Annotated in this window: 10 protein-coding genes; 4 read left to right on the top strand and 6 right to left on the bottom strand. The window is 58.3% G+C overall.

What is annotated here, in order from left to right; all coding sequences use genetic code 11:
* Positions 1 to 7: 7 nt before the first annotated feature.
* From gyrB to mutM, 6 genes are all read right to left on the bottom strand, one after another.
* Complete coding sequence (gyrB, locus tag FLP30_RS11725) at positions 8 to 2446, bottom strand: DNA topoisomerase (ATP-hydrolyzing) subunit B (RefSeq protein ID WP_149279959.1); 2439 nt, start codon at positions 2444 to 2446, stop codon at positions 8 to 10.
* A 102-nt stretch (positions 2447 to 2548) separates the two neighbouring features.
* Complete coding sequence (gene recF / locus FLP30_RS11720; protein ID WP_149279958.1) at positions 2549 to 3658, bottom strand: DNA replication/repair protein RecF; 1110 nt, start codon at positions 3656 to 3658, stop codon at positions 2549 to 2551.
* A gap of 67 nt (positions 3659 to 3725) precedes the next feature.
* Positions 3726 to 4850 carry a DNA polymerase III subunit beta gene (gene dnaN / locus FLP30_RS11715; RefSeq protein WP_149279957.1) on the bottom strand — a complete coding sequence of 375 codons (1125 nt, stop codon included), beginning with the start codon at positions 4848 to 4850 and terminating at the stop codon, positions 3726 to 3728.
* Between the two features lie 103 nt (positions 4851 to 4953).
* Positions 4954 to 6396, bottom strand: coding sequence for a chromosomal replication initiator protein DnaA (dnaA, locus tag FLP30_RS11710; RefSeq protein ID WP_149279956.1), 1443 nt, complete (start codon positions 6394 to 6396; stop codon positions 4954 to 4956).
* A 347-nt stretch (positions 6397 to 6743) separates the two neighbouring features.
* Positions 6744 to 7013, bottom strand: coding sequence for a 30S ribosomal protein S20 (gene rpsT / locus FLP30_RS11705; RefSeq protein ID WP_149279955.1), 270 nt, complete (start codon positions 7011 to 7013; stop codon positions 6744 to 6746).
* A 99-nt stretch (positions 7014 to 7112) separates the two neighbouring features.
* Positions 7113 to 7982 (bottom strand): bifunctional DNA-formamidopyrimidine glycosylase/DNA-(apurinic or apyrimidinic site) lyase, encoded by an 870-nt coding sequence (gene mutM, locus FLP30_RS11700; protein WP_149279954.1) that lies wholly within the window; start codon positions 7980 to 7982, stop codon positions 7113 to 7115.
* 29 nt (positions 7983 to 8011) lie between these two features.
* Between mutM and FLP30_RS11695 the strand changes: the two genes are divergently transcribed.
* Genes FLP30_RS11695 through FLP30_RS11680 form a run of 4 tightly spaced genes read left to right on the top strand, consistent with a single transcriptional unit; the run spans position 8012 to position 12291 of the window.
* Positions 8012 to 8794, top strand: a complete 783-nt coding sequence (locus FLP30_RS11695; protein WP_149279953.1) for a class I SAM-dependent methyltransferase — start codon at positions 8012 to 8014, stop codon at positions 8792 to 8794.
* A 7-nt stretch (positions 8795 to 8801) separates the two neighbouring features.
* A complete protein-coding gene (gene coaBC / locus FLP30_RS11690; RefSeq protein ID WP_149279952.1) occupies positions 8802 to 10067 on the top strand; it encodes a bifunctional phosphopantothenoylcysteine decarboxylase/phosphopantothenate--cysteine ligase CoaBC in 1266 nt (421 codons plus the stop codon).
* Complete coding sequence (dut, locus tag FLP30_RS11685) at positions 10067 to 10546, top strand: dUTP diphosphatase (protein ID WP_149279951.1); 480 nt, start codon at positions 10067 to 10069, stop codon at positions 10544 to 10546. Before coaBC ends, dut begins: the two co-directional genes overlap by 1 nt.
* Complete coding sequence (locus FLP30_RS11680; protein WP_149279950.1) at positions 10543 to 12291, top strand: ABC transporter permease; 1749 nt, start codon at positions 10543 to 10545, stop codon at positions 12289 to 12291. Before dut ends, FLP30_RS11680 begins: the two co-directional genes overlap by 4 nt.
* Position 12292 lies beyond the last annotated feature (1 nt).

Below are 12292 nucleotides of genomic sequence, written 5' to 3'. Positions count from 1 at the left end.
AGATTTTTTAGACGTCCAGGTTAGCAACCTTCAGTGCGTTGCCCACGATAAAGTCCCGACGGGGCTCCACGACATCACCCATCAGTGTCGTGAACACGTCTCCCGCTTCTTCACTGTCCCCAACCTTGACCTGCAGCAGTGTCCGCATGGCTGGGTCTAGGGTGGTCTCCCACAACTGGGCGTCATTCATTTCGCCCAGACCTTTAAAGCGGTTGATGGCAAGGCCTCTGCGGCCCTGTGTCAGCAGGCGTGTAAACAGGTCGGCCGGGCCAGACAGGGTGGTTTCGCTGGTTTCAGACTTCAGGACCATGCCTGTGCCATAGTCGTTTTGCAGACGTTCATTCTGGCTGTTCAGCCAGCGTGCATCTGCTCCAGCAAGGGTTGCTGGGTCAAGGCTGTATCGTTCACCAACACCGCGCACATTACGGGCCAGTTCAAGGCCATTGTCTCCGGCCTCAACCTTCCACCCACGCTCAGTCTGGGAGGATGCAGCATCCAGGCGGTTCTGGAAATCGGGGGCCAAAGCCTGCAGGCGGTCTACGTCGGGTGTCAGAACACCGCTAAGGGCTGCCTGCTCGATAATCCACAAGGGAATACGCCCTGCAATCCTGGCAATGACCTGATACGCCTGACGGATGAAAGGGATTTCTGCATCAATGTCATCACCCGCTATTGTGCGGCCGTTGGAATAGACGAAAGAAACCTTGGCCAGCGCTTTATCCAGAAGATACTTCTCCAGCGCGGCATCATCCTTCAGGTAGGTTTCCTCATTGCCGCGTTTGGCGCGGTACAGAGGAGGCTGCGCAATATACAGGTAACCACGCTCAATCAACTCTGGCATCTGACGGAAGAAGAATGTCAGCAGCAGTGTGCGGATATGCGAGCCATCAACGTCAGCATCAGTCATGATGACAATGCGGTGGTAGCGGAGCTTGTCTATGGAAAAACCGCCCTGATCGGCCTCGCCCCGGCCAATGCCTGTACCCAGTGCGGTAATGAGTGTGCCGATTTCAGCCGACCCCAGCATGCGGTCAAACCGGGCGCGCTCAACATTGAGGATCTTGCCTTTCAGAGGCAGGATTGCTTGAAAACGACGGTCCCTTCCCTGCTTGGCTGTACCACCTGCGGAGTCACCCTCCACAATGAACAGTTCCGCCTGGGCCGGGTCACGCGCCTGACAGTCAGCCAGCTTGCCGGGGAGTGAGGAAATGTCGAGCACGCCTTTCCGGCGTGTCAGTTCCCGCGCTTTCTTTGCGGCTTCACGGGCCGAGGCAGCATCCAAAACCTTGGCGATAACGGTTTTGGCTTCCTTGGGGTGTGTTTCAAACCAGTGGCCAATAATGTCAGCCGCAGCGGCATGCACCACAGGCTGCACTTCGGAGGAGACCAGCTTGTCCTTGGTCTGGGACGAGAACTTGGGGTCAGGGACTTTGACGGACAGGACAGCCGTCAGCCCTTCGCGCATGTCTTCCCCTTGCAGGGACTGGGCATCTTTCTTGGCGATGCTTTCAGCATAGCGGCTGACAATACGGGTCAAAGCCTGCCGGAACCCTGCCAGATGGGCCCCACCATCCCTTTGGGGGATATTGTTGGTGAAGCAGAGCATGGTCTCGTGGAAGCTGTCGTTCCAGCTGAGAGCAAACTCGACCTTGATACCGTTTTCGGGGTTTTCAAGGCTACCGGTCATGGGCGGGGTAATCAGGGCTGTGCGTGAGCGGTCCAGCCAGGTGACAAAGGCTTCAAGCCCACCTTCGTAATGGAAAATTTCTTCACGGGTTGGAGTGACGCGGGCATCACGCAGAATGATTTCCAGACCCGAGTTCAGGAATGCCAGCTCCCGCAGGCGACGCTCCAGAATGGCGAAATCAAAAACTGTTCTGGGGAATGTCGCGCCACTGGGCAGAAAGGTGACTTCTGTCCCGCTTTCCTCGGTGGAGGGGCCAAGCAGTTGCAGCGGGTCAACCCTGTCACCATGGGCAAAGCGGATGCTGTGTTCCTGCCCGTTGCGCCAGATGCGGACATACATCCATTCCGACAGGGCATTCACAACGGCAGCACCCACGCCGTGCAGGCCGCCGGATACCTTGTAGGAGTTCTGGTTAAACTTGCCGCCCGCGTGCAGGCGCGTCAGCACGACTTCAGCAGCACTCACGCCTTCCTCGGCATGCATATCGGTCGGGATGCCACGGCCATTGTCACGGACAGTCACGCTGCCATCGGCATTGAGGGTGACAATACAGCGTGTGGCAAAGCCAGCCTGCGCTTCGTCCACGGCATTATCAATAATTTCAAATGCCATGTGGTGCAGGCCTGAGCCATCGTCCGTGTCGCCGATGTACATGCCCGGCCGCTTGCGGACAGCATCAAGCCCCTTCAGCACAGAGATCGACGCGGCGTCATACTCGTCAACGACCGCTGATGGCGTGGGCTGAGAGACTTCAGTCATTAGGATGCTGTACTCCACGAAAGGAAGAACCAAAAACCAAGGAGATATTATATCCTGCTCTCGTCAGTGCGACCAGCGCGCAGGCTCTCTTATTTACACTCCTCAGGGCATAAAAGCGCCTTGCCGCACGCTAATGAACTTGGCCACGCCAGCAAGAGGAGCAAAAGGAGCTGAGTCAGTGCCTGTCAGCATGACAGTGCTGTCAAAGGCTTGCAGGCTTTGAAGGAGGGATGCCCTGCGGGTTGCGTCCAGATGAACCAGGGGTTCGTCAAGCAGCAGCACCGGTGGTGCCCCCCGATACGCTGTGACAACCCTGGCATGAGCCAGCACAAGCCCGACCAGCAGGGCTTTCTGCTGCCCGGTGCTGGCCATGGAGGCCGGATTGCCGGAGCGCAGGTCTGTCAGGGTGCAATCGGCGCGATGGATGCCCAGACTGGCGCGGCCTTTTTGCCTGTCCTGTGGGCGAAGTGCTTGTAACTGCTCACGCAGCCAGTCCTCCACAGCTAGGGCTGGCGTTGTATGCAGGCGGTTGCCAATAGCGCAGTCTATATCCAGCCGCATGGCGGAAAAAGCATCCAGCGCATGGCGGGTATGGCTGTTGAGGTGATCTACGGTTTCGTTGCGGGCAGCAGCCACGGCCACGGCATGGCGGGCCATGGAGTGTTCCAACCCTTCGATCCATGTTCGTTCGGAAAAACGGGTCTGAAGTAGCCGGTTGCGCTGGGTCATGGCTTTGTCATACGCAGCCAGTTCCGACGTATGCTGGGGGGAAACCGCCATGACAAGCCGGTCGAGAAAGCGGCGTCGGCCTGCTGCGCCATCACTGAAAAGGCGGTCCATTTGGGGGGTTATCCAGACCGCTGACAGAGCCTGGCTCCAGGCGGACTGCCCACGAAGGCGCTTGCCATTGCACAAGGAAACTCGGCGCGTCCCCTGCCCGTCCTGTTGGGTGCCGGTGCCTATTTCCAGTTGCTCATCAAGGCTTTCTATCCGGGCGGAAACGGCCCATTCCAGACTGCCGGACTGTCCAAGCTGCGGCAGCGGCGCAGCCCGCAGGCCGCGACCAGGGGCCAGCAGGGAAACGGCTTCCAGCAGGTTGGTTTTGCCGCATCCGTTTTCACCGGTTAGGACCAGTAACGGAGCATCCGGTTTCCATGAGAGCTGAGTGTAGTTGCGAAACCGCGACAGACTCAGCTTTAGCAAGCGTGACATAGCCCCTAGGGTGCAGCGTTAATGCTGCCCCATAGGGGAAAGCCTGTCAGAGTGAGGATTTTTTTCCTCACACGCGCATGGGCATCAGCACATAGAGTGCTGAGGGGGTGCTGACATCACGCACAATGGTGGGGGATGCGCTGTCAGCAAAAATAAACTCGGCTTCGTTCTCAACCTGATCGGTAATGTCGTTCAGGTAACGAGCCTGAAAGCCGATTTCCAGCGCTTCGGAATCATAAGATACCGTGCTGTCATCCAGCTCTTCTTTCGCAACACCCTGCTCAGCACTGCTGGCGGACAGTGTCAGCAGGCCGGGCTCAAGAGCCAGTTTGACCGGGCGTGAGCGTTCCTGACTGATGGCGGCAACGCGGGCGACGGCGTTGGAAAACTCTTTTTTGCCAACCCGTAGCACCCGTGTGTTGCCACGCGGGATAACGCGTTCATACTCAGGGAAAGTCCCGTCAATCAGTTTGGATGTCAGGGTAATGGGGCCTGCGGTAAACTGGATACGGGTTTCAGACAGGGCCACGGCCACTTCTTCCGGAGCCTCATCAACCAGCTTGCGCAGTTCGTTGATGGTTTTGCGCGGAATAATAACGCCGGGCATCTGGGCAGCCCCTTCGGGCATGTCCGTTTCCATCCGGGCCAGTCTGTGGCCATCGGTGGCAACAGCACGCAGCTTGGCTTCACCGTCTACGTCTGTAACGTGCAGGTAGATGCCGTTCAGGTAGTAGCGTGTTTCTTCGGTGGAAATAGCAAAGCGGGTCCTGTCAATGAGGGCACGCAGTACGGAGGACTGAACCTGGAACGTATGAGGGAATTCCCCTGTGCCCATGGACGGAAAGTCGTCAACCGGCAGCACGTTCAGCCGTGTGGTGTAGCGGCCAGCCCGCAGGTGGAGGGGGCCGTCGCTATCGGCCTGATCCAGCTCCACAGCAACACCATCGGGTAGCTTGCGCACGATTTCATACAGCACTGCTGCCGGGGCTGTGCTGGAGCCTTCACGCATGATGGTGGCGGGCACCTGCTCCACCACCTCAATTTCCATATCCGTGGCTTTAAGGCTGAGCTGCTGGCCATTGGCCTGAATAAGCACATTGGCGAGAATGGGGATGGTATTGCGCTTTTCTGCGACACTCTGGATATGAGCCAACGCCTTGAGCAACGTCGCACGCTCGGCCGAAAACTTCATTTAATCCTCATTCCCTGCACGCAGGCCATGCCAGTTGGGTGGCCTGGTCTTCTCTAATGTCAAAAGTAACAGGTGACGCTTATCCGTCAATCCTGCACGCGGGTCAGCTTTCCAGCATGCGGCGCAGCAGTTCCACATCTTCCGCAAAAGCGGCATCGCGCTCCATCAGCTCACTGACACGACTGACAGCATGCATGACGGTGGTATGGTCGCGGTTGCCGAACTTGCGGCCAATTTCAGGAAGTGAACGGCTGGTCAGCTGCTTGGCAAGATACATGGCAACCTGCCGTGGTCGCGCAACATTGCGGGCCCGGCGGGCGGAGGACATATCCGTCAGGCGGATATTCCAGTGCTCTGCCACTTTTTTCTGGATTTCCTCAATGGTGACGCGTCTATCGTGAGCCTTCAGGATGTCGTGCAGGACTTCCTGCGTGGCTTCCAGCGTGACCGGGCGGCCAAAGAGGTTGGCATGGGCGATCAGGCGGTTCAGCGCGCCTTCCAGTTCTCGGACGTTTGAGGTGATCTTATGCGCTAGAAATTCCATCACCTTTGTCGGCACGACAACGCCCGAGGCCTGGGCCTTGGCTTCAAGGATGGAAATGCGCAGTTCAAACGTGGTGGCATGGATGTCTGCCACCATACCGCAGCCAAGCCTGGTCCGTAGGCGATCTTCCAGCCCTGACAGGTCCGATGGGGATTTGTCGGCCGATACAATGATCTGGCGACCCGCGTCCACCAGCGCATTGAATGTGTGGAAGAACTCTTCCTGCGTGTTGTCTTTGCCGATCAGGAACTGGAGGTCATCAATCATCAGCACATCGACGGAGCGCAGTTGCTCCTTGAACTCGATGGTGGACTGGGACCGAATGGCCGCGATGAAGCGGTACATGAACTTCTCGGCCGACATATAGGCGACAGAGACCTGCCCCGTTTTGATCAGTTCGGCACCGATGGCATGCATCAGATGCGTTTTACCCAGCCCGACCCCACCATAAAGAAACAGCGGGTTAAAGCCTGCGCTGGATGGCTTTTCAGCCACGCGGCGGGCGCAGGCGTAGGCGAATTCATTAGGTTTACCCACGACGAAGGTGTCGAAGGTAAAGCGGGTATCCAGCGCAGTGACCAGATCGCTCCGGCTGTCTGGTATGGACGGCGTTGGCCGGGGGGGAGGCGTATCGTCCTGAAAGGGTGTGGCTGCGGCACGTGCGGGCCCATCCTCGCGCAAAGGCACGGGGGCCGGGTCGCCGGGGCGGGCAACCTGGAGTTCAACACGCCGTAGGGTCTGGTTTTCCTGGTGCCAGAGTTCGCTCAGCCTGTCGCCGTACTGGCTACGCACCCAGTCACGCAGGAAGCGGGTGGGCAGCAGCAGGGTAATTTCATCCCCATCAATGGGGCCGAGCGCTATTTTGGTCAGCCATGTGCGGTATTCAACCTCACCCACCTCGTCCTTCAGGCGGGCACAGATCCGCAGCCACGATTTCTCAAGCTCCCTGTCGTTTTCCAGCCCGGAAAAGGCGCTTTCGTCATCGTCCACCCCGATTGTCATTTTTGCTCCCGAGCGGTCAAACTGGCACATGGCATGCGCGCAAATCTAAGAAAATCAGTCAATTGGTCCATGCAACATGGTACGCAACTGGGAATGGTGAGTGGGGGTTCTTTCCTGTCCTTGGGTCTGCATATTGCGAGCAGGCCAACAGGGGGCTTGGAAAGAGTCACTCTTGCCAGAGTAGAGGAGCGGACGCCTGCGGGGCAATGGGAAAATTGCCTCAGCTCCAATGCGTGACGCTGGTGTTGGTCTGGCAGAAAAAGCAAAGCCGAATCATCGCAAGATGATCCGGCTTTGCTTTGGGCATGTCGTGAGGTTACCCGGTAAGGGATAACCCCGCGCCGTAATCAGGCTGCAGCCAGCGCCTTGATGCGGGCGGACAGGCGGGAAATCTTACGGGCCACGGTGTTGTGGTGCACAACGCCCTTGGTGGCTGCACGCTGGATTTCCGGCTGCGCAACGCGCAGGGCTTCACGGGCGCCGTCGTGGTCGCCAGCAGCAATGGCAGTCTCGACCTTCTTGATGAAGGTACGCATGCGGGATTTACGGGCCGTGTTACGGGCAGTCCGCTTCGCGGTCTGCCGGATGCGCTTACGCGCCGAAGCGATATTCGCCATGGGTTTTTGTTCTGTCCAGCACTAGGATAAAAAGATGAGGTTGATGAATCACAACCCCAAAAGAGTAAGCGGTGCTGTAATGCAGGCACGCATATCCCGTCAAGCATGTTCGGGAGAATGGGGGCTTTTTCGTCGCTTTTTCTGCCATTTCGGGCAGAAAAAAGTTGAGCGTCCGGCCTGGGTTATCTGTTCGACACCATCACAGTCGGGCGGGCCGGGGCATTTTGGGCAGGGTTGCCCCTTGCGACCGTAGACCTGCCATGCGTGCTGGAAATACCCCAACTCCCCTTCAGGTTGCACATAATCACGCAGGCTGGAGCCCCCGGCTGCAATGGCTTCTTCCAGCACGGCATGGATAGACCGGACCAGCGCTTTGCTTTGCGGTGTGGTGATGTCGGAGGCTGGCTGCCGGGGGTCAATGCCTGCCCGGTACAAGGCCTCGGAGACATAGATGTTGCCCAGCCCGGCGACCACTTTCTGGTCCAGAAGTGTGGTCTTGATGGGGGATCGGCGACCGTTGCAGGCTGCCAGCAGGGTATGTTGCGTAAAGGCGGAAGAAAGAGGTTCTGGGCCCATGCTGGCCAGGAATGGACTGCTCTCCTCGCTCTCAGTGGGGAGCAGAGACAGCATGCCAAAACGGCGGGGGTCCACGTAACCGTGGCGTCGCCCATCGTCCATGACAAAGAGGACATGCTCATGAGGATGATGTGTCACCGGAGAATCGAGAACGATCCGCCCCGACATGCCCAGATGCAGCAGAATGGACAGCCCATCGGACAGTTGGATGAGAATGTACTTTCCCCTGCGGCGAAAGCCTTCCACCCGGCGGCCACTGACCTGTTGGGAAAAATCGGCGGGAATCTGCCATCGCAGGTCATGTCTGCGGACAATGACATGCGTGATGGTGTGGTTTTGCAGGGCATTGCGCATGCCTTGCATCACGGTTTCTACTTCAGGGAGTTCCGGCATGGCTGCAAAGCAGGGTATAGGGGAAACCCATGACCGACAACAGCTTTGCGCCCTCGCCCGTTTCATCCGTGAACCCTGCGGACGAAACTGATTTTGGCTTCCGTTCCGTGCCGAAGGAAGACAAGAAAAATCTCGTCCGTGCTGTGTTTGACAGCGTGGCCTCCAAGTATGACGTGATGAATGATGTCATGTCCCTTGGTATTCACCGTGTCTGGAAGCGGATCTTCGTGACCGAACTGGGGCCGCAGCCTGGCCTTAGCCTGCTGGACCTCGCCGGTGGTACGGGGGATATTACTTTCGGTTGGCTCAAGGGCGGTGGTGGCCCTACGATTATGACCGACATCAACGCCAGCATGCTGAGTGTTGGCCGCGATAGGGCCATCAATCAGGGGCTTGTGTCTGATTTGTCCTTTTGCGTTGTGGACGCGGAGGCAATTCCCCTGCGGGATATGTCGGTGGACCGTGTGTCCATCGCTTTTGGCCTGCGGAACTGCACTGACAAACTGGCTGTCATTCGGGAGGCACGGCGGGTGCTTCGGCCGGGTGGGCGTTTTCTGTGCCTTGAGTTCTCCAAGGTGCAGGTGGCAGCACTGGCACCGATTTATGATACCTGGTCCTTCAAGGTGCTGCCGACCATGGGCGGCCTGATCGCCAAGGACCGGGAAAGCTATCAGTATCTGGCCGAAAGCATCCGTATGTTCCCGGACCAGGAAACTCTAGCCGACATGTTCCGGCAGGCCGGGCTTTCTCATGTCAAATACCAGTCTCTGTCTGGGGGCATTGCGGCCATTCACTCCGGCTGGCGCCTCTAAGGCGGCTATGGTGGCGTATTCTTCTTCCCGCACGGTGCTGCTCATTGTCAGTGGCAGTATCGCTGCTTACAAGGCACCGGAAGTTGTCCGGCAGCTTCAGACTGCGGGTATGAAGGTACGCTGCGTGCTGACCCAGGGCGGGGCCAGGTTTGTGACCCCGTTTACGTTGCAGGCTCTGACAGTCGCGCCGGTTGCAACGGATCTTTTCTCACTCACGGAAGAGCACGAGATGGGGCACATCGCCCTGTCCCGCTGGGCAGATCTGGTGCTGGTCTGCCCAGCCTCCGCCAACCTTCTGGCGCGCATGGCGCATGGGCTGGCGGAGGATCTGGCCAGTGCAATCCTGCTGGCGACGAGTGCCCCGGTTATGGTTGCGCCTGCCATGAATGTCCGCATGTGGGAGCACATGGCAACACGGCAGAATATGGACACGCTTGCGGCCAGAGGGGTGATGATTTTGCCGCCCGCATGTGGCCCCATGGCCTGCGGTGAATTTGGTCCAGGCCGCCTGCCCGAACCCACAGATGTATGTGGTGCCGTGCAGGCGTTTTTTCGTGCCCGGAGCCAGCAGGACGGTCCATTGGCAGGTATCAAGGTTCTGATCACAGCCGGTCCAACACATGAGCCGCTGGATCCGGTGCGTTATCTGGCCAATCGCTCATCCGGCAAGCAGGGCTATGCGATTGCAGATTCTTTTGCCGATATGGGAGCTGCCGTTACGCTTGTCAGCGGACCCGTGTCTCTTCCCGCTCCGGCTGGGGTGACAGTTGTCGGGTGTGAGACGGCCCAGCAGATGCATGAGGCCGTTTTGGCAGCCCTGCCCTGCGATGTTGCAGTATGCGCCGCAGCCGTGGCGGACTGGCGGCCAGAGACCCAGGTGACGCAAAAGATCAAAAAAACCGGACCGAATGATAGCCCTCCACCTTTAATGCTCGTCCCTAACCCGGATATTTTGGCGGAACTTTCGGCCCCTACAGCCTTGCGCCCCAAGCTTGTTATCGGGTTTGCAGCGGAAACACAGACCGTGCTGACCCATGCTCGGGACAAGTTCCACCGTAAGGGCTGTGACTGGCTTGTTGCCAATGATGTCAGCCCCGGTACGGGGGTAATGGGGGGCGCCGATAATAAGGTGTTTCTGCTCAGCCGTAATGGCACGGAAGAATGGCCCCTGATGGGCAAGGACGAGGTGGCCCGTCGTCTGGTCCAACGTGTGGTGGATTGGCGTGCCGGTGGTGTTGAAGAACGATATGATTCCGAGGATGGAAGCTCCTGATGCCTAATGCCGATACAAAACCTCGTACGACAGTTGTGCAGGTGCAGCGCCTGCCGCGTGCCGAGGGGCTTCCCCTGCCCTCCTATGCCACAGCAGGCGCTGCCGGTATGGACCTGCTGGCCGCTGTAGAAGAGACACTGGTGCTGGAGCCAGGGTGCCGTGTGCTGGTACCAACCGGCCTGCGGATTGCCCTGTCAGCAGGATATGAGCTTCAGATACGCCCGCGCTCCGGGCTTGCCCTCAAGCATGGCATTATCCTGCCCAATGCCCCAGGGACCATTGATGAGGACTATCGGGGCGAGCTTGGCGTGATTGTTATGAATGCGGGTCAAGAGAAGTTTGTGATTGAACGCGGCATGCGGATCGCCCAGGCTGTGGTTGCGCCTGTTTTCAAGGTGGTGTGGGAGGAGTGTGATGAACTCGACCAGACCGAGCGGGGAACAGGAGGCTTTGGCAGCACGGGAACGGGAATGTCATGAAATACCCTAAAAGGGCTTTTTCTTCACAATCCGAATTTTTTTCCTCGCCGACCTTACGCTACGTGAATGCTCTGGACCTGCTGCTGCTGGTCTGTGTAGCAGCGTTGGCGATTGCTGTTGGTAGTGCTGCACGCCACATCTGGGGGCCGCTGGCATCTGTCACGGCAACCCCTGTGCATCTGGAACTGGATTATCTGCCCGGATATGCGCTGCGCACGACGCTGCGTATGTTTGCTGCATTGGCAGTCTCTCTGGTTTTTACATTTGTCTATGCAACACTTGCGGCCCGTAGCAGGCGTGCGCGGCAAATTCTTGTGCCGTTGCTTGACGTTCTCCAGTCCGTGCCGATCCTCGGGTTTCTGACATTTACAGTCACCTTTTTCCAAGGGCTGTTCCCCGGGCGCGTGCTTGGGGGAGAATTGGCTGCGATTTTTACGATTTTTACCAGCCAGGCGTGGAACATGACATTGGGCATGTACCACAGCCTGCGTTCGGTGCCCTCTGAGCTTGAGGAAACAGCCCGCTGTTTCGGTCTGACATCATGGCAGAAGTTCTGGCGGCTGGATGTGCCCTGCGCCATTCCATCGCTTGTGTGGAATGCGATGATGTCCATGGCTGGCGGCTGGTTCATGGTCGTTTATTCAGAGAGCATTACGGTCGGTAATACAGAGATCGTACTGCCAGGCATTGGGTCCTACGTTGGCGAGGCAATTAACCAGCGGAGTATTTCTGCCGTTCTGGCCGCTATTGTGGCCATGATGGTGGTCATTCTTGTGTATGACCAGATTTTGTTCCGGCCACTGGCTGCGTGGGCGACCCGCTTTCGCTTAGGGTCGGGCACTGGTGCCCATGTGCCAGAACCCTGGTTTTTACGCCTCGTGCGTCGGACCCGCTTGTTAAGCGTTATTGGGGCCATGATTGTCCAAGGGGCTCGCCGGGTAGGGTCGCTCCCTCTGGGACGGGTGGGCACAACGCCTGACCAGCCTGCTGCTGAAGCAGGTAAACGCGCTGATTGGTTGTGGTGGTGTGTGGTGGGCTGTGTGGGGCTTGTGGCTGCCCGGCGTGTCTGGGTCTACGCGCACGTTACCTACAGCCTGCCCGAAATCGGGAGCGTGTTCCTGATGGGCGGCGTCACCCTGCTGCGCGTTTTCAGCATGGTGTTGCTGGCATCGTTGATCTGGGTGCCTCTTGGGGTGTGGCTTGGTCTGCACCCTGCCCGTGCGCGGGCAGCCCAGTTGGCGGCTCAGTATTGTGCGGCGTTTCCGGCAAACCTGTTCTTCCCGGTTTTTGTGGTCGGGATTGTACACTTCCATCTGACTCCCGACATCTGGCTGACACCGCTGATGATCCTCGGGGCGCAGTGGTACATTCTGTTCAATGTCATCGCCGGGACATCATCCTTCCCCACCGAGTTGCTTGAAGTCTGCCGGAACCTGAATGTGCGTGGTCTCTTCTGGTGGCGTAAGGTTCTGCTGCCCGGCATTATGCCGTACTACCTTGTAGGGGCCATTGCAGCGGCTGGTGGGGCCTGGAATGCCGCCATTGCGTCTGAGGTGGCGGAATGGGGCAATACCACTCTGACAGCGTACGGACTTGGTGCGTATATCGCCCAGGCGACTGTGCGGGGCGATATTGCGGCTGTTGGTCTTGGCACGGCAGTTATGTGTGTGTTTGTCATGGTGCTGAATGCACTCTTCTGGCGTCCACTGTCGGATTACGCCGCCCGACGACTGAAACAGAACTGAA

Source organism: Acetobacter vaccinii (genome assembly GCF_008365315.1).
Taxonomy (GTDB): Bacteria; Pseudomonadota; Alphaproteobacteria; order Acetobacterales; family Acetobacteraceae; genus Acetobacter; species Acetobacter vaccinii.
Note: the sequence above shows the minus strand (reverse complement) of the source record. Positions and strands in the feature narration are given on the sequence as shown.

Excerpts from the sequence above, each read along its gene's own strand:
- gyrB (WP_149279959.1), bottom strand. The coding sequence starts at position 2,446 with ATGACTGAAGTCTCTCAGCCCACGCCATCAGCGGTCGTTGACGAGTAT.
- recF (WP_149279958.1), bottom strand. The coding sequence starts at position 3,658 with ATGTCACGCTTGCTAAAGCTGAGTCTGTCGCGGTTTCGCAACTACACT.
- dnaN (WP_149279957.1), bottom strand. The coding sequence starts at position 4,850 with ATGAAGTTTTCGGCCGAGCGTGCGACGTTGCTCAAGGCGTTGGCTCAT.
- dnaA (WP_149279956.1), bottom strand. The coding sequence starts at position 6,396 with ATGACAATCGGGGTGGACGATGACGAAAGCGCCTTTTCCGGGCTGGAA.
- rpsT (WP_149279955.1), bottom strand. The coding sequence starts at position 7,013 with ATGGCGAATATCGCTTCGGCGCGTAAGCGCATCCGGCAGACCGCGAAG.
- mutM (WP_149279954.1), bottom strand. The coding sequence starts at position 7,982 with ATGCCGGAACTCCCTGAAGTAGAAACCGTGATGCAAGGCATGCGCAAT.
- FLP30_RS11695 (WP_149279953.1), top strand. The coding sequence starts at position 8,012 with ATGACCGACAACAGCTTTGCGCCCTCGCCCGTTTCATCCGTGAACCCT.
- coaBC (WP_149279952.1), top strand. The coding sequence starts at position 8,802 with ATGGTGGCGTATTCTTCTTCCCGCACGGTGCTGCTCATTGTCAGTGGC.
- dut (WP_149279951.1), top strand. The coding sequence starts at position 10,067 with ATGCCTAATGCCGATACAAAACCTCGTACGACAGTTGTGCAGGTGCAG.
- FLP30_RS11680 (WP_149279950.1), top strand. The coding sequence starts at position 10,543 with ATGAAATACCCTAAAAGGGCTTTTTCTTCACAATCCGAATTTTTTTCC.